The organism is Vibrio sp. B183, assembly GCF_000740665.1.
GTDB lineage: Bacteria > Pseudomonadota > Gammaproteobacteria > Enterobacterales > Vibrionaceae > Vibrio > Vibrio coralliilyticus.
Genome location: NZ_JPQB01000004.1, coordinates 550116 through 567293, shown reverse-complemented (window position 1 = coordinate 567293; position 17178 = coordinate 550116). Strand labels below are relative to the sequence as shown.

Sequence of the window (17178 nt, the reverse complement as noted above, 5' to 3'; positions counted from 1 at the left end):
CCATCAATCGGGTTAGTGGTCAAGTCAAGCTTGTAGCTCACTACCTTATCCGCACCTTCAAGCGTGGTGAAGTCTCCGTCTTTGCTCACGCGTGTCGCGTCTGGGCTAGTGCCACTGGCTAAGTCATTCTCGTTGAGGATTAACGCCTCAGCCGATGCGATGTTCGGGCTATCATCGCCAATCGTCACAGGCAGAGTAATGCGGTCGGTGTCGCCATCGGTATCGGTCGCCACCACTGTGAAATCAAAGCGTTCACTGTCGCTGTTAGCGTCATGGTCAATCGGACCTTTTAGCTCAAAGGTGTAACTGCCATCAGGGCGCAACGTCAGCACAAACACATCACCATCCACGCTGGAAGCCGTGTACGTCGCCACACCATCGGCATCGATGGACTCAGAGAGCGTCACCGCTTTGCCCTGAGAAGTCAGGCCATCAATCGGGTTGGTGGTCAGGTCAAGCTCGTAGCTCACGACCTTATCCGCACCTTCAAGCGTAGTGAAATCTCCGTCTTTGCTCACGCGTGTCGCGTCCGGGCTAGTGCCACTGGCTAAGTCATTCTCATTGACGATTAACGCCTCAGCATGGGTTATCGAAGGAGCATCATCGACAATATTGACAGAAATATTTTGGGCAACCGTATCACCATCATTATCTTTAGCAATAACCGCGAAATTCAATGTTTGATCATCAGCATTCGCAGCATGATCAATCGGTCCTTTCAACTCAAATGAGTAGGTGCCATCTCCTTTTATCGTCAGGACAAATACATCCTGAGCAGACGTTGAAGCAGTATAGGTATAAGTATTAGTTGCGCTGTCATAGGTTTCATTCAGCGATACCGCCAAGCCATCGGACTTCAAACCTGCTACTGGATTAGAGTTCGTATCGAGTCGGTATTCAACTACCGTATCTGCACCTTCAGTTACAGTAAACTGACCGTTTGCCGTCAAAGAAGCCGCGTCTGGTGAGGAGCCTGAAGCGAGGTCATCTTCGTCAAGAGACAAAGCGTCAGCGCCGCTAATCGTCGGTGCATCGTCTTTCACTTGGATGAGAATCTTGCCTGCTTCCTCGGAACCCGTACCGCCCGCTAATTCAGAACGGTCACCATCCGCATCAACCGCGTAAACTGGGAGTTCAATCGTCAATGACTCATCGTTCGCACCTAAATGATCAAGCTGTTCAAACAACGTGAACTCATAATCACTTTGCGCAGGTGAATCCACCTTAATTTCGAACACTGTGACACGGCTGCCGTTGAGAACAATCACACCTTCGTACGTTCGAACACCGTTCTCATTAGCCGTTAGCTCAAGGGTGACCTGCTGCCCCTGTGAAGTCAGTGAACCATCGGTATTAAATTCGCTAGGCTCCAACTCAAAGTGATCGATAATATCGCTGCCTGCGGTGGCTGTAATAGAACCACTACCCGAAACCACAGCAGTGCCAACTTGCGAACCACCAGCAACACCTGATTCATCAAGACTCAACCCATCAACATTAGTAATAACAAGGTTGTCGCCGTCAGTAATCTCAATATTAAGGTCATTGGTTACCGTGTCCTGGTCGTAATCTACGATAGTGGTAGGCAGCGAAAGAGAAATCGTATCAGAGCCATTGTGCTCCAAAGGCTTAAACTGCTGGTACTCATACTGCCCCTGCGTATCAACGCTAACCGTCAGTACGGTATCTCCTGAACCATCAGCCGTTAACGTGATTGTTGTCCCGTCATCTGACAGCGTTGCCGTCGTGATTTGATTGTCACTGAGTAAGCCATCAAATTGCTGAAGTGCAGAACTGTCAAACGTTACTGAGGCCAGTGCATCACTGCCAATTTCAACGAATTCGCCTTGGATTAACGTTGAATCAGATTCGACGTTCTTAACATTCGTCGCTTGAGGTGTTGGATTAACGCCATCGCCAATTGAAACCTGAGCATCGATAGGAGCTCGAATAGCGTTACCACCTGAATCAGCACCAGTGATATCAAAGCTGACTGAAATCTGATCATCGCTGATTGCAACTTGTCCACCACCAACAGAATCTACATGATCAATAGGCTGGCTTACTGTTGTGGTCAGCTCAAGGCTGACATCTTTGCCGACCAGAGTCGTATCAATATCAATGCGCAACACTTCACCTTGAGCGTTGACACCGATAATGGCGTTCTCGGCCGAATCATAAGTAAACGTAACGGCTTCGCCTGAAGATGTGATATCAGCATTGAGTTCAGCCAATAAGCTAGCGAGTGAAGCAGGCTCAGGGACAAAACTATCAGCATCTAAGGGAAGGTCACCAGCAAAGACGGTGACGGTTGCTGTTTCTGACTGGGGGTAAGTACCAGCTGATAGAGAGCCCTCAACAAGCGCTTCTGAAATGCTTTCACCACCAGCAGCAAATACTAACGTTCTTAGCTCATCTTCTGTCTCTTCTGCATCGTCTTGTGCTTGCGCAGATGTTTCGAAGAAAGTGCTTGCTAACACTTCGGTGCCATTGTATTCGATGGTCACAAAGCCGCCATTAGCAGAACCAGCACCACCTGCGCCGGCAGCAGTTGCTTCTAGAATTTGAGTCGGGTCAGCACCTTCTAAAATGGCGCCTTGGATCGCTGCGATGTCATCTTCACTTAAAGCACCGTCGCCAATCTGGGTAAAATCAAATCCAATGTCACCGTTAACTTGCGCAGAATGCCAAGCGTTTCCATCTACATTCTCTAATTCTAAGGAAATGCTATTTTCGTCAACAATTGAAGGAATGCCACTAGCACTCAACACCACGGAGGCATTACGAGCGGTGATCATAATTTCATTCGATTGGATAGTCTCGCCTTGAATGACTTTTCTCGCAGCACCATCTGGCTTCACGGCAATAACATCACCATTTACCTCTTCAACGATGCGAGCCTGGCGTACAATTTCGACTTCCATACTTATCCCCTCAATCTGACTAAGCAAGTCAACAACAATTAAGAATTTTAATAATATTCAACAAGCGTATTGGCGACAAAAATATCAAAATTTGTACGTGATTCCAGTGCTTATTTCCGCAATATGGCCGTTGTTCGCTATTAGAGTAAGTATAGACCTAATTGCACACTGTCACCCTTTAGCTAACTGCATGATATTCAACAGTTAACTCATGCTCGCCGCCAAAAGTCTCACAAGTGAGAAAACAGATTAAAAAATACGTTAAACGCCAAAATAAGGCTATGAAAAACATCATCTTTGATAGATAACTCTTAAAGTAAAGAAAATACTATACGGACATTGATGTCTTCATGAATTACAAAATTCAGCGTTACTTGGCTAATGGAAGAGAAGTTTTTGCGCATTTACCCAATTTATTTCCCATAGCGGGCATATTTGGGGCAGTATTTATCGTGTCGTTTATTTGGAACTACCATCAAACGAGAGAACAGGCCGTTCTCGACGGCCACCACTCTGTGACCACGTTGGAAAATTATATCGACCGAGTAGCCAGCGAATTAATCGTCCTAAAGAAGAATGTGAGCGCTTCGTGTAGCGAAGAAGACAAACTCGCCCTTCGTGCTCATATGTTCCACTCTGATATGATTAAAGAGATTGGCTTATATCAAGGCTCACATGTTTACTGCACCAGTAACGAAGGACCAACCCGTATCCGCTTATTTTCTTCCGTGTTGCAACGCATTTCAGAGTCATCAAATAACATCACCATTTCGCTGACCAAATCAAAAAGCAAGCTCAATTCATTTTTCATTTATGTCTCTTCCGATGACGGAACAGGTATTAACGCGCTGCTTCCACCTAATCAGTTTCTGCAACAAACGTCTTCTCTGTTAGACAATCAACACTATGGGTATCAGATTCAAGTTCTCAGCCGCAGTATTCAGGGACAACATCAGGTTTCTGAATATATGACCACGCCTTTCAACTTCTCATCACAACTCTATCCGTTGTCGGTCAAAATCCAGCTTGATACCGCCGCCTATCTTCACCACTACCAACAAAACATTTGGCAGGTCGTGTTGTTCGCTTTCGCCTTGTCACTGATTTATATCCTGCTGCGCCATCACACTCTTGTCAGGCATTCGATCGAATTCTGTTTAAATAAAGCCATTAGCGAGCGTCAGATCGAACTGTATTTGCAACCGATTGTGGATATCGAAACACGCAATGTGGTCGGTAGTGAAGCCTTGCTGCGTTGGAATCACCCGTTGAAAGGACGCATTTCTCCTGAAATATTTATTCCACTCGCAGAGAAGTTGGATCTCATTGATGATTTGACTCGCCACACCTTTCAATCGGTGACGGAGTTCCTAACACAGAATGGCCATAACCTGGGTAATCATTACATTAGTATCAACTTAAGCCGTACATCATTACTCAAGCCTCGCTTCATGGCTTTTCTACAGTCTTACGCCAAAGAAAACCCAGCTTACGTGCAGCACATTCTAATAGAGGTGACGGAAAACCTTGATTTCCCTGTCGATCAACTTAAGAATGCTCTCAGTTCTTTGCAACGTATAAGCCAGCTTGGATTTGAAGTCGCTGTGGATGATTTTGGTACCGGATATTCCGGTTTAAATTTGATAAGACAGCACAAGTTTAATGTGATGAAAATAGATAAGGTTTTCATTAACAGCTTAGGCGCAGACACTCATATTAAACCTGTTATTCAGTCTATGGTCAGCTTAGCAAAAGAACTGAACATGAAGGTTATTGCTGAGGGTGTAGAAAACGAACTTCAGATCAGCCAGTTGAATGAGCTTGGCGTCCGCTACATCCAAGGTTTTTACTATTCGAGGCCGATAAAGCCGGAGGCACTTGTCGAATATACGGTCACACCGTTTAGTGTTCGTTTTGCCAATCGTTCTATCTGTTACTAAAAAGGAGCCAGCTAAGCTGACTCCTTTTGAATGGCCTATGGCACACCATGACCTTTAGAGGCTACCCAAACGCGATACCATTGCTCACGAGTGAGCTCAATGTCCATCGCTTCAACAGCGCTTTTCACGCGTTCAATTTTTCCTGAACCAATAATAGGCAGAGGTCGTGATGGCAGTCTATTTACCCATGCGTAGATGACTTGATCAATACTCTGCGCACCTACTTCACATCGGATTGCTTCTAGTTCATCACGAACACGTTGTGCCTGCTCGGTTGCACCAGTAAAGATGCTCCCGCCGCCGAGACAAGACCATGCCATTGGTCGCACGCGCTTCATTTGAAGCTGATCTAACGTACCATCATGGGCAACCTCAAAATTCAATGGATTGATTTCAACCTGGTTAGTAACGAGCGGTTTGGCCACACGAGATTGTAGAAGATCAAACTGACTTGGAGTGAAGTTAGACACGCCAAAGTGCTTCACCTTGCCAACTTTGTGTAATTCATTAAACGCATCAGCTACTTCATCCGCATCCATTAGTACATCAGGTCTATGGATAAGCAAGACATCAATTTGCTCGATGTTCAGACGTGCAAGCGAATTGTTAACAGATTCATAAATATGCCCCGCACTGGTGTCATAATGGTTAACCTTGCGTTGAGGAAATTTGTCGGTACAAAGCTTAATATCACACTTAGTGACGATCTCGATTTCATCACGGACGGCAGGATCTAACTTTAGCGCTTCACCAAATAGAGCTTCACATTCGTAATTGCCGTAGATATCGGCATGGTCGACTGTTGTAACACCTAACTCAATATGTTGCTTGAGAAACGACAATCTTTGCTGAGGCGTCATACCCCATTCTGCAAGGCGCCAGTAACCCTGAACCAGTTGAGAAAACTCCGGGCCTTGCGGCGCAATTGTGACTTTAGACACCATCACTTACCTCCTAATAAAAACTGCCTTTACAGTATTCTTGTTTAATTCAATGCTCAACGTATACTGACAACAAATTCGAACCAGAGTACGAAAAATTGAGTTTCTCCGAACGGCTAAAACAATTGATTGGTGAGGAGTCGGTTTCTGGTTTTGCTCGCCGAGTAGAACTTTCAGAAGCCCTGATTCGCAAATACCTCAACGGGAGTGAACCGAGTTTGTCGAAAGCTAATCAGATAGCCATGAAAGCCAACTGTTCACTTGAATGGCTGGCTACTGGCTGCGGGTATCTATATAGACAAGCTGAAGTGGTCGACATGGACGCCTATATAATGGCCTATCGACACGTCCATGGCTTTGAGCCAAAAGACCACGAACAACACCGCCATGTCATTGCAGGCTATCAATATCTACGAGGTCACAAGAAAGCCGATGGCTACCTGGATGAATCTGCCATGGTGCAATTTTTAAACCTCCAGATAAAGGCACAACGCTGAAACTGTCATTCGTATAACATAAAGGATGACTGCTGTGATTTTGAGCAAATTTAGGGGCGTAGATTAGGGGAATGATGTCAGCTTAAAGTAATCGGTTTAACCTTGTTTAAAAAACAATCAAGGAATGAACGTGAAGCAAACACATGTATCTCTTGCTGTGCTGACTGCCCTAATCAGTTCAGCAAGTATAGCCGCGCCGACTCTCACCATGTCAACCACCACCACAAGTCGGGATTTCCCTTTAAGCGCATCGGATCCATTGGTCCTGCCACTCAAAAAAGAAACTTATCAAGTTAATATATCGGGGATCGATGGTACGTGCCCATCAGTAGCAGAACAGAAAGTTAAGTTCCGTAAACCACTGAGCCTCAATTGCAGTAGCGACACTGAATTATCGGTCAAAATTCGCTTCAGTGGTGACTACTCATTTGCCTACGATGAGGGCCAAAACACGATCACGATAGCTCGAGAAACTAAGAAAGTCGCAGCCAAGAAGTTTACCCGCCCTATCCCTGATGTTGTTTGCGAGCAATACAAAGGTGGAGAGGTGACACTTTCTTTAGGTGGCACCTTCACTGATGGTACTCAATTAAGAGAAGCATTTTCAAATCAACTTGTTACCGTGCAAAACGACCAAGTCAGATTAAAGCCCTCCCCGAACAGTGGTGGACTTGTTCTACTTGAACAGGCCGACGCCAGCGCCTCCTCTGCGCAATTCGACTATCGAAACGCCAATATCTATTTCGCCATGGTGGATCGATTCAACAACGGAGATAGATCCAATGACCACAGCTATGGCCGAAAGAAAGATGGCAAACAAGAGATAGGCACCTTTCATGGAGGGGATCTTAAAGGACTTACCGAAAAGCTCGACTATATTCAAAGCCTTGGCACTGACGTGATCTGGCTTTCTCCTATCGTAGAGCAAGTCCACGGCTTTGTCGGTGGTGGAGAGAAAGGCAGTTTTCCATTCTATAGCTACCACGGTTACTGGACTCGTGATTTCACTAAAATTGACCAAAACTTTGGTAATGAAGAGGATCTAAAACAGCTGGTCACAGAGGCGCACAAACGCGGTATGCGTATCTTCCTTGACGCCGTGTTCAATCATTCAGGTTACTCGACACTGGCAGACTTACAGTTCGACAACATAAACGTTGTTAACACCGAAAATATGCCCGATAAATGGCAAGACTGGGCACCCAAATCAGGGCAGAACTGGCATAGCTTTAATGATTCCGTTGATTACACGAGTTCTAACTGGCATCAGTGGTGGGGTAAAGACTGGGTTCGTGCAGGTCTGCCAGGCTACAGCAAACCCGGCTCAAGCGACATCACCATGACACTAGCCGGCTTACCTGATTTTTTGACCGAGTCTGAGCAGCACGTTACACCACCAGAATGGTTACTCAACAATCCAGGAACCCGCGTTCAAGTACGCGAAAGCTACATCGTATCCGACTATCTCATCGAGTGGCAAACCGACTGGGTCAAACGATTTGGTATTGATGGTTTTCGAGTTGATACAGTTAAACACGTTGAAGGAGATGTGTGGAAACGGTTGAAAAACGAGGCAACAAAGAGCCTTGAGCAATGGCGTGCCAATAATAATCAGATCGGACAACCTTTCTGGATGATGGGTGAAGTCTGGGGTCATTCTGCTTACCGCTCTCCTTATGCTGACCAAGGTTTCGATGCGCTAATCAACTTTGATATGCAGAAGAAGCTCGACAAAGCTGCCGCTTGCCTGAGCCAAATGCAGGAGACATATCAAAACTACGCCGATTCAATGCAAGAAACGCCAGATTTTACCCCTGTCAGCTACATGTCTTCACACGACACAGAACTGTTTTTCAGTCGCTTCAACTCGTTTGAGATGCAGCGTAACGCCGCCAACGCTTTATTACTTAGCCCCGGCGCTGTTCAGGTTTACTACGGTGATGAAGTGGGAAGAGATTTAGGCCCCTATGCAGATGACTTCCATCAAGGCACTCGCTCTGACATGCTGTGGGAGCTAAGTAAAGAGCGCCAACAACTTCTCAAACACTGGCAAACGTTAGGCCAGTTCCGTCAATCCCATCCTGCAATAGGAGCTGGTGTACACGAAGAAATTGGCAACAATTCAGCCTATGTTTTCTCTCGGAGTTTGGAAGGCGACACGGTTGTTGTAGGTTTCGTTGGTAAATAAATATACAAGGGCTCTCTACCGAGAGCCCTTGTTCAAATTAGTCAGATTAAGGTTCGTAGTTTGGATTCATTAATGAATACCGGTATTGCTGATCTTTCTGTCCTTCCGCTGCAATATAAAGTAAGAACAGTCCTGTATGACCGATGCCACACTTGAGATCGCAAGGGACCTCATAATCTAGCTTCAAAGCTGGTGGAGGCGATGTACTATCGACCTTTACATCAATCGGGTCTTGGTTCATCTCATTGCGCGAGTCATCGTACTTGGGCAGAGTGTAAATAAACAAATCACTCTCGCTTTGGGCCGCGCGAGTCCATGGGGATAAAGCCAAGCATAGTATCACAGTCCAGATAATCTTTGACGTTTGCTTCATGAATCATTGGGGTCGATAAGTTTGATTTCCATAATATATTAAACAGTGTTCAATTAAACCCCTAAAACGAAAAAAGCTCCCGACTTGGGAGCTTTTCTTACAAATAAGAGATAAGTTATTTGTTACGACGAGCTTCTACTGCATCAGCTAACTGACGAAGAACCTTTTCAGTATCTTCCCAACCAATACACGCATCAGTGATAGACTGACCGTAAGTTGGAGCTTGACCATCAACAAGATCTTGACGACCTTCAACTAGGTGTGACTCAATCATTACACCAAAAATAGCATCTTCACCTGCAGAAATTTGACCCGCAACATCTTCCGAAACCAACATCTGGCGCTGGTACTGCTTCGAGCTGTTAGCATGGCTAAAGTCGATCATCACCTTCTGAGGCAGACCTGACGCTTCAAGTTCAGATTTAATAGCACCAACATGCTCAGCACTGTAGTTAGGCTCTTTACCACCACGTAGGATGATGTGGCAGTCTGGGTTACCAGCAGTTTCAACGATTGCTGAGTGACCGTACTTAGTGACTGACAAGAAGTGGTGAGAAGCACTCGCACTGCGGATTGCATCTGATGCAATTTTGATGTTGCCATCAGTGCCGTTTTTGAAGCCGACTGGGCAAGAGATACCTGAAGCCAGTTCACGGTGTACCTGAGACTCAGTAGTACGTGCGCCGATAGCACCCCAGCTGATTAAGTCTGCAACGTACTGCGGAGTGATCATATCAAGGAATTCACTCGCCGTTGGTAGGCCAAGATCAGTTAGATCCAGCAGCAACTTACGACCCATGCGCAGACCATCGTTGATCTTAAACGTGTCGTTCAGGTACGGGTCGTTAATCAGACCTTTCCAACCCACAGTTGTACGTGGCTTCTCAAAGTAAACTCGCATCACGACTTCTAGACGGTCACCTAGCTCATGACGCAGTACTTTCAAACGCTTACCGTATTCGATTGCTGCTTCAGGGTCGTGAATAGAACAAGGACCAACGATAACCAGCAGGCGGTCATCATCGCCGTTTAGAATCTTAGAGATTGCTTCACGAGAGCGAAAAGTCGTTGAAGACGCAGTTTCAGTCGCCGGAAACTTCTCTAAAACAGCTACTGGCGGTAATAATTCTTTTACTTTACTAATTCGTACATCATCAGTCTGGAACATTGCTTACGTCTTCCTATTTCTCTTGGCTTGAACACCGCACCAAAAATTAGTGGTGCATAAATGCTCTATTTTGTTTTTCATCTTCCCTGTAACTTATCTATCAAAAACGATGCTTGCAACCACTTTTTAAACCAAAAGGCAATATTTCTTCTATTTTTACATTTTACACCGTATGTAAAATTTAAATTACATACGATAAATAGTGAGCAATATCAGGCTTTCTAGCTCTATTTGAACCGCATGAGATGCAATATCTCTTTGATATTGTTAAGGTGGAAATACAAATAAATGCATATAAAGAACCGGCATGAGCGCCATCGATTTTACACACGTCAGCAAGTGGTACGGCCATTTTCAGGCACTGAAGAATATTAGCCTCTCTGTACAGAGAGGAGAGAGGTTAGTCGTTTGTGGCCCTTCTGGTTCTGGAAAATCGACTTTAATTCGAACCGTTAACGGGTTGGAAACCATCTCAAAAGGCAATATTCAGGTACTCGGCCAGCCTTTGTCCTCTGTCTCACCGGGAAAAGTCGGCATGGTTTTTCAGCATTTTCATCTTTTTCCTCACTTAACCGTATTAGAGAACCTGACGCTGGCACCGATGCGCACATTGAAGCAATCGAAACAACAAGCCATCGATACAGCCATGCACTTTCTAGATCGCGTCAACATCACGGAGCAAGCAAATAAATATCCCGTTCAATTGTCTGGCGGGCAGCAGCAGCGTGTCGCCATTGCACGCTCTTTGTGTATGAAACCCGAGATTTTGTTGTTTGATGAGCCAACCTCCGCTTTAGATCCTGAGACCATCAAAGAGGTTTTGGAAGTGATGACAGATTTAGCCACAGACGGCATGACAATGATATGCGTAACACATGAAATGGGCTTTGCCCGAAAGGTGGCCGATAGAGTGATATTTATGGATCAAGGAGAAATACTCGAAATGGCTACTCCTGAGCAATTATTTAGTGCGCCGCAACACCCTAGAACACAACAGTTTCTGGAGCAAATCCTGAGCCACCAATGATTAGCCGAATTTTAAAGCCCGTTTTGTCCGCCTTCGCTCAAATCCTAATACTAGGTTTAGGGCTGTGGTGGCTGCTGGATTCGGGTGCGAAAGCAATAGATTACCAATGGCAATGGCACCGAGTACCTGACTATATCGCCTTCTATGAAGAGGGTGAGTGGTGGCCTGCTGAACTGCTCGAAGGCTTGTGGGTCACTATCAAGATATCGGCCTGGAGCCTATTGTTTACTCTGCTGATTGGAATGCTGACGGCTTTGCTTAAGCTTTCTCAGTCTGTTGTAGGTCGAACCATCGCAAATACTTATATTGAGCTGATTCGCAATACGCCGCTTCTGGTTCAGATATACCTTTTATATTTCGTCTTTGGGCCTGTGATCGGCCTTGATAGATTCGCGACTGCGATTTTGGCGCTCTCACTTTTCCAGGGTGCCTACACCGCTGAGATTTTTCGTGGAGGCCTGAACAGCATCCCTAAAGGTCAGTTTGAGGCTGCTCGCTCCCTTGGACTCAGCCCTTTCTCTACCTACTACGACGTTATCTTCCCGCAATTACTGCAAAGAACGTTACCGCCTTTGACCAATGAAGTGGTTTCTCTGGTTAAGAATTCATCAATTGTCAGCGTAATGGCCATATTCGACCTAACGACAGAAGGAAGAAACATTGTTTCGGAAACCGCTATGCCATTTGAAATTTGGTTTAGCGTGGCAGCGATATATCTTTTGCTCACACTGTCACTCTCGGGAATCTCCGCTTGGCTAGAACACAAACTTGGCGCCCAATGGCGTGCTCAATAATAAGGAAATCAAATGAAACACTTAGGACAAAAGATTCGTTCGTTGAGAGCTTTCAAGCAAGCGATTACCGCTTTGCTTGGGCTAGCAGTAGCGCTACCAACGCTCGCCAGTGAAACCCCAAATTTGGATAAGATTAACGAGCGCGGCACCTTACGCGTCGGAATGTCGACCTTTGTCCCATGGGCAATGCGCGACAAGCAAGGGGATTTAATCGGCTTCGAAATCGATGTAGCTGAACGTCTTGCCGCGGATTCTGGCTGGAAAGTCGAATTTGTACCCACCGCTTGGGATGGCATTATTCCAGCGCTTCTGGCGAAAAAATTTGATGTCATTATTGGCGGCATGAGCGTGACTCCCGAACGCTCTAAGAGTGTCTTATTTACCACTCCTTATTCACACTCTGGTGTTCAGGTGGCTGCCAATAAAGAACTGGCTTCAGGCTTTTCTGAAATGAGCGATTTCAATTCTCGACGCGTTAAAATCGCTGCACGCCGTGGCGCCTTCACGGTACAAGTCGCTCGAGAGGCTTTTCCGAAAGCTAAGATTCTTCAGTTCGACGATGATGCTCAAGCGTTTCAGGAAGTCCTCAATGGTAACGCTCACGCTGTGATTGCTTCTAGCCCTAAACCTGAACATGAAGCTGTGAAGAATACCGACAAACTGTTTATCCCGTTTAATGAGCGCCTGTCTAAGGGCAACGAGGCTTTCGCCGTTCGTCTTGGTGAAAGCGACAAACAAGCCTTCTTCGACCAGTGGATACAAGCCCGTACCGAGGATGGCTGGCTTGAGCAAAGATACGAGTACTGGTTCGCGACGCTCGACTGGCAGCAGCAAGTTGCAACCGGTCAATAACCACGTTTCTTAAACCTAGGATGATTGATAAGACATAAAGATTAGCAGGACGTTAGGTGAATAAATCGAATTTACTGACCGCCAGTCAGGACAGAAAACCCAGCTTAAGCTTCAATAAGCTAGATTTGGTTTTATTGCTTGCTTTAGCTGTGTTTGGATTCTGGCTTTACCAACGCGCTTCTATCGGAGTGAATTACACTTGGCGATGGAGCGAAGCATTCACGCTAATCTTTACTTCACGCTCTGATGGGTCGTTGCCCTACTTCATTCAGGGTGTGATCTCGACATTACGACTCAGTATTTGGGGAATGCTATTGGCACTAACCTTAGGAACACTCATTGGTGTGGCGAGGCATTCTTCCATTTACGTATTTCGCTCACTGGCTAATGTGCATATCCAGTTAATCCGAAATATTCCCCCGCTGGTCTTTGTGTTTATCTTCTACTTTTTTATCTCAAATCAGCTCATTCCCGCTATCGGATTGGAAGGGATTCTGAGGGAGTACTCCGGAGAGTCGAATGCGTTGCAATCGATGTTGTTCGGGCCTAAGCCTCTATGGGAAAACCTGCTGTCTGGCGTACTTTGTGTCGGGATCCTTTCCTCTGCCTATGTGGCTGAAATAGTACGTTCAGGTTTGGCTGGAATAGCAAAAGGACAATGGGAAGCGGCAGACGCATTAGGGCTGTCCACTTGGGCTAAGTACCGCTTGGTAATCGCCCCTCAGGTATTAGCCGCAATTACTCCTGCACTTGCCGGACAAGCCATTTCATTAGTCAAAGATACCTCGATTGTGTCACTGATTTCGATTCAAGAAATGACTTTCGTTGGCACAGAGATGGCAAATTCCTCCGGCCTTATCTTTGAAATTTGGCTAATTGTAGGCGCCACTTACCTGATATTTTGCCTGACGCTTTCTACCTTATTTAAAAGGCTTGAGCGTCATTCATTAAAACATCAAGCAAATGGCTAGACAGGTGCTTCTCTCAAATCAAAACTTCCCTCAAATCAAATAGTGCTCGGCTAGTAGCGCTGAAAATAGCAACATCAGATGCCAAATAGAGAACTTAAATGTTTTGATGGCTTGCTTCTCGTCAGTACCAAATTTCAACTTCCAAGCGTGATAGACAAACAGCGCAGACAGTATTGTTACGGAGGCTAGGTAGAAAACTCCTGCCATCCCAACCAATACAGGAAACAGGCAAACGATAAGTAACAATACGGTGTAAAGCAGTATTGATGTTTTTGTGTATTCCTCACCGTGCGTGACAGGCAGCATTGGTATATCGGCTTTGGCATAATCCTCTTTGCGATGAATCGCTAATGCCCAAAAATGCGGAGGGGTCCATATAAAGATAATCATCACAAGCAACCAGGCATTAGCATGCATTTCACCTGTGACAGCCGTCCAACCAAGTAACGGCGGCATCGCACCAGCAATCCCCGCAATGACGATGTTTTGTGGCGTAGCGCGCTTTAAGTACATGGTGTAGATAACGGCATAGCCCAGCAAACTGGCAAAAGTCAGCCAAGCCGTCAACGCATTAACCCAGACATACAAGACCACAAATCCGGCGAGCCCGATTCCAGTGGCGAACGCAAACACATTGCGCACATTGAGTTCACCCGACGGCAGAGGTCGCTTGTATGTTCGAGCCATAACCGCATCAATTCGTCGGTCAATCAGGTGGTTAAATGCCGCAGCAGAACCTGCCATCAAAGCAATCCCCAACATACCAAGAATTGATTGTTGAACAGGTAGTGATCCTGGCACCGCTAAACACATTCCGACCAGCGCTGTAAGCAGCATTAAAGCAACCACCTTCGGCTTAGTCAGAGTGAGGTAGGTTCGCCATAATGATCGGTCTTGTTCAGAGATGTGACTGATAGAATTACTCATCGCGAACTCTCCTTACGAAAAAATCGAGTGGAATGGGCATTAGCAGTGACTTTCTGTCGCAGCAGATAATTGACATGGAGGACTGAAAGCAGCAACAAAGCGGCAACTAGGTTATGCGCAACCGCCACCACAAGAGGTAAGCTAAGTAAGACATTAGCAATACCTAAACTGATTTGTAGAATCAGCAACACACCCACTTTGAAAGCGGCACTTGTTAGCTTAGGATTTCTGGCACATAGCAACGCACAAAGTAAACTGATGGACAACAAAGCCACCAGCACAGCACCAAATCGGTGCGTAACATGAATCGTCATGCGAGCGCCATAGTCTAACGTGCCAAACTCGTAGGTTTCTTGCTTGGGTTGTATCAACTGAAAAGCGCGGTCAAAATCCAGATGCTCTGTCCAGTTCCCTTCACATACCGGTAAGCTTGTACACATTAAGGCGGCGTAGTTAGACGACGTCCAGCCGCCCAAGGCTATTTGAATAACAACAAAACACAAAGTGACAGGGGCGAGAAACTTTAGCCAACCAGATACATGAGGGACGGCTTCAATATGTGACTTGCGATCAAGTAGCCGCCAATACAGAAGTGCAAGTAGAGAAAACAGTGTAAACCCGCCAAGAAGATGCCCCATCACCACCAGTGGCATCAACTTCATGGTTACCGTCCACATACCCAAGAGCGCCTGAAAAACCACCACTAAAGAGATGACAATCGGTAAGCCATAAGGCAACGACTTCTCTTTAATCACTCGAAATGAAATAGCAAACACCAATAAACCCAGCGTGCCCGCAAAATAACGGTGGATCATTTCCAGCCAAGCTTTATTCGCTTCAACAGTGAGCTCTGGATACAAGGATTTTGCCAGTGCGATTTCTTGTTGATCGCTAGGTACGGTCAACTGGCCATAACATCCCGGCCAATCGGGACATCCTAGTCCAGCGTCAGCCAGTCGAGTATAGGCACCAAGCATGATGACGATGAACGTCAATACGAGACTTAGGCGAACTAAATTGGTCAATCCCATAACCAAACTCCTTCCCTGCTGTTAGCCTACTCTTGATAACTTAAGTAGTTTCCTTAAGTCCGCTAGTACATCTTTGCTTTGGCGAACCAAATCGTCTTGTGATTCCACTTTGGGATAACGCATCACCAATTGGCCCAATGGGTCGACAATGACGTACTCAAAGTCAGACACAACCTGATGGAAGGCTTGATTCACTTTGATGGCTTCAAACCCACCCTTTTCCAATACCGATGTATCACTGAGCTCAGAGACAAGCAGCACAGGCGCGACGCGGCTCTGATATTTACCCAGCGCTAAATGACTTTGACCCAGCAAGTACACCTGCTTAAGGCAGAATTCATCACATTGCTGCGGAATCAAATACCCCAACTGCCATTGCTCGCTTGCATAAGGATTGCTGATTCCAAGCCCATCAAAGCTTTGTTTTGGTTCAATCAATTGGCCTTTGTTTGTCACGCCAGACTCATACCAATGATTGGCGAGAAATGTCTTGGCAATGACTGCGGGCAAAGCAAACATTAGTACCAAGGCAACCAGAATGATTCTGCCTCTTGTAACTGGATTAGCCATCCTGACCTCCTTGTTTTAATGCTCTGATAAAAACCCAGCCACTCAACATCACTAGGGCCGCGGCCATACTAAACCACTGAACGGCATATCCTGTGTGTTTAGCAGACCCCAGCGGGACAGGTTTCCAAGGCTGTCCATAGGGCCAATCTGACGTACGGGGCTGTAAAATGTATGGCTCTATTGGGTGCTGCCAATATTGTTCAAGTTCAGCAATATTGAGATTTTGAATTCGATGCGGAACACCCGGCTCAATATACAGCTCATCACTCAGCGGGTTCGAAGAGCGCTGGTAAACTCTCGCTTCTGATATCAGTGGGCTGTTCAGCCAGTCAACGCTGGGCAAGTTGTCTCGCTGGCCCTTTGAAGGAATAAAGCCACGTTCCACCAAAACCGCGCGATCAACCCCAAACTCCATAAGCTGATAAGCCAAATAACCAACCTCACCTTGATAGGTTTGATTATCGAGCAATAGGTACTTTCCCTCGATGGGTCTTAATTCAGCGGTAACACGCATACCTGTAAGATAGCGGTTCTCGGTAACGTTTAGCTGCGTAATATCGATTGCAGGAGCCTGTTCTCGTACATCCAAAAACCGCTCCATTTGCTGCTTTTCTTCTGCTCTCGATAGTTGCCATAGGCCTAAGTTGACCAAAATAGAAAAGGCAACCACAGTTAATAACAGACCAACCCAAAACGAGTACGACTTCATCTGAACTGATAAGGAAGACTTTATGGTATTCATCTTCAAATCGCTGTTGGTAGTGTTACTACTGTTTATCATCGTAAACCTCGCAAGAGCGATGCTCGAAATGGTGAAAGGGCCTCAGCCTGAAAGTGATGAGGAGCCTCGCCAAGATAAGCCTATGAGTTATTACCTTGGCCGACGGGTGTTCCTCTCTGCACTCGCCGTTGTGTTATTGATCGCCGCCCTTCTTACAGGTTTTATTGAACCTAATGCTCGTCCTTACTAAGGGC

The 17178-nt window shown here is 46.0% G+C and carries 16 protein-coding genes (1 of these 16 cut by a window edge); 8 read left to right on the top strand and 8 right to left on the bottom strand.

The window, feature by feature from the left end; translation table 11 throughout:
• Positions 1-2924, bottom strand: part of the annotated coding region (locus IX95_RS05640) for a retention module-containing protein (protein ID WP_038157577.1) (this coding region is incomplete at its 3' end). The annotated region extends 399 nt beyond the left edge of the window; 2924 of its 3323 annotated nt are in view.
• 350 nt (positions 2925-3274) lie between these two features.
• Here IX95_RS05640 and IX95_RS05635 point away from each other — a divergent pair.
• Positions 3275-4864: an EAL domain-containing protein gene (locus IX95_RS05635; protein ID WP_038157574.1), complete on the top strand. Its 1590-nt coding sequence runs from the start codon at positions 3275-3277 to the stop codon at positions 4862-4864.
• 35 nt (positions 4865-4899) lie between these two features.
• On the opposite strand, the gene IX95_RS05630 is transcribed toward IX95_RS05635, so the two are convergent.
• Entirely contained in the window at positions 4900-5808 is a 909-nt protein-coding gene (locus IX95_RS05630; protein ID WP_038157571.1) for an aldo/keto reductase, read from the bottom strand.
• A 95-nt stretch (positions 5809-5903) separates the two neighbouring features.
• Here IX95_RS05630 and IX95_RS05625 point away from each other — a divergent pair, with 95 nt between their 5' ends.
• Positions 5904-6302, top strand: a complete 399-nt coding sequence (locus IX95_RS05625; RefSeq protein WP_029236130.1) for a helix-turn-helix domain-containing protein — start codon at positions 5904-5906, stop codon at positions 6300-6302.
• A gap of 130 nt (positions 6303-6432) precedes the next feature.
• Positions 6433-8490: an alpha-amylase gene (locus IX95_RS05620; protein ID WP_081885405.1), complete on the top strand. Its 2058-nt coding sequence runs from the start codon at positions 6433-6435 to the stop codon at positions 8488-8490.
• A 46-nt stretch (positions 8491-8536) separates the two neighbouring features.
• Here IX95_RS05620 and IX95_RS05615 read toward each other — a convergent pair whose 3' ends face one another.
• Together IX95_RS05615 and aroG are read right to left on the bottom strand one after the other, a co-directional pair.
• Positions 8537-8776, bottom strand: a complete 240-nt coding sequence (locus tag IX95_RS05615; protein ID WP_235202584.1) for a hypothetical protein — start codon at positions 8774-8776, stop codon at positions 8537-8539.
• Positions 8777-8978: 202 nt separating this feature from the next.
• On the bottom strand, positions 8979-10031 hold the full coding sequence (gene aroG / locus IX95_RS05610; protein ID WP_038157564.1) for a 3-deoxy-7-phosphoheptulonate synthase AroG: 1053 nt from the start codon (positions 10029-10031) through the stop codon (positions 8979-8981).
• 307 nt (positions 10032-10338) lie between these two features.
• Between aroG and IX95_RS05605 the strand changes: the two genes are divergently transcribed.
• Genes IX95_RS05605 through IX95_RS05590 form a run of 4 tightly spaced genes read left to right on the top strand, consistent with a single transcriptional unit; the run spans position 10339 to position 13675 of the window.
• Positions 10339-11058, top strand: a complete 720-nt coding sequence (locus IX95_RS05605; RefSeq protein ID WP_038157562.1) for an amino acid ABC transporter ATP-binding protein — start codon at positions 10339-10341, stop codon at positions 11056-11058.
• Positions 11055-11852, top strand: a complete 798-nt coding sequence (locus IX95_RS05600; protein WP_038157560.1) for an amino acid ABC transporter permease — start codon at positions 11055-11057, stop codon at positions 11850-11852. Before IX95_RS05605 ends, IX95_RS05600 begins: the two co-directional genes overlap by 4 nt.
• A gap of 12 nt (positions 11853-11864) precedes the next feature.
• Positions 11865-12704 (top strand): transporter substrate-binding domain-containing protein, encoded by an 840-nt coding sequence (locus tag IX95_RS05595; protein ID WP_038157556.1) that lies wholly within the window; start codon positions 11865-11867, stop codon positions 12702-12704.
• Positions 12705-12760: 56 nt separating this feature from the next.
• Positions 12761-13675 carry an amino acid ABC transporter permease gene (locus IX95_RS05590; protein ID WP_038157554.1) on the top strand — a complete coding sequence of 305 codons (915 nt, stop codon included), beginning with the start codon at positions 12761-12763 and terminating at the stop codon, positions 13673-13675.
• A gap of 30 nt (positions 13676-13705) precedes the next feature.
• On the opposite strand, the gene cyoE is transcribed toward IX95_RS05590, so the two are convergent.
• The 4 genes from cyoE to IX95_RS05570 are packed head-to-tail and all read right to left on the bottom strand — an operon-like array spanning position 13706 to position 16945.
• Entirely contained in the window at positions 13706-14602 is an 897-nt protein-coding gene (gene cyoE, locus IX95_RS05585) for a heme o synthase (RefSeq protein WP_006960393.1), read from the bottom strand.
• Positions 14599-15633 (bottom strand): COX15/CtaA family protein, encoded by a 1035-nt coding sequence (locus IX95_RS05580; protein ID WP_038157551.1) that lies wholly within the window; start codon positions 15631-15633, stop codon positions 14599-14601. Before IX95_RS05580 ends, cyoE begins: the two co-directional genes overlap by 4 nt.
• A 21-nt stretch (positions 15634-15654) precedes the next feature.
• On the bottom strand, positions 15655-16203 hold the full coding sequence (locus tag IX95_RS05575; RefSeq protein WP_038157550.1) for a hypothetical protein: 549 nt from the start codon (positions 16201-16203) through the stop codon (positions 15655-15657).
• Positions 16196-16945, bottom strand: a complete 750-nt coding sequence (locus IX95_RS05570; RefSeq protein ID WP_038157548.1) for an SURF1 family protein — start codon at positions 16943-16945, stop codon at positions 16196-16198. The genes IX95_RS05575 and IX95_RS05570 overlap by 8 nt, the downstream gene beginning before the upstream one ends.
• Here IX95_RS05570 and IX95_RS05565 point away from each other — a divergent pair.
• Positions 16935-17174, top strand: a complete 240-nt coding sequence (locus IX95_RS05565) for a DUF2909 domain-containing protein (RefSeq protein WP_038157546.1) — start codon at positions 16935-16937, stop codon at positions 17172-17174. The two genes, IX95_RS05570 and IX95_RS05565, sit on opposite strands and share 11 nt — an antisense overlap.
• Positions 17175-17178: the final 4 nt, after the last annotated feature.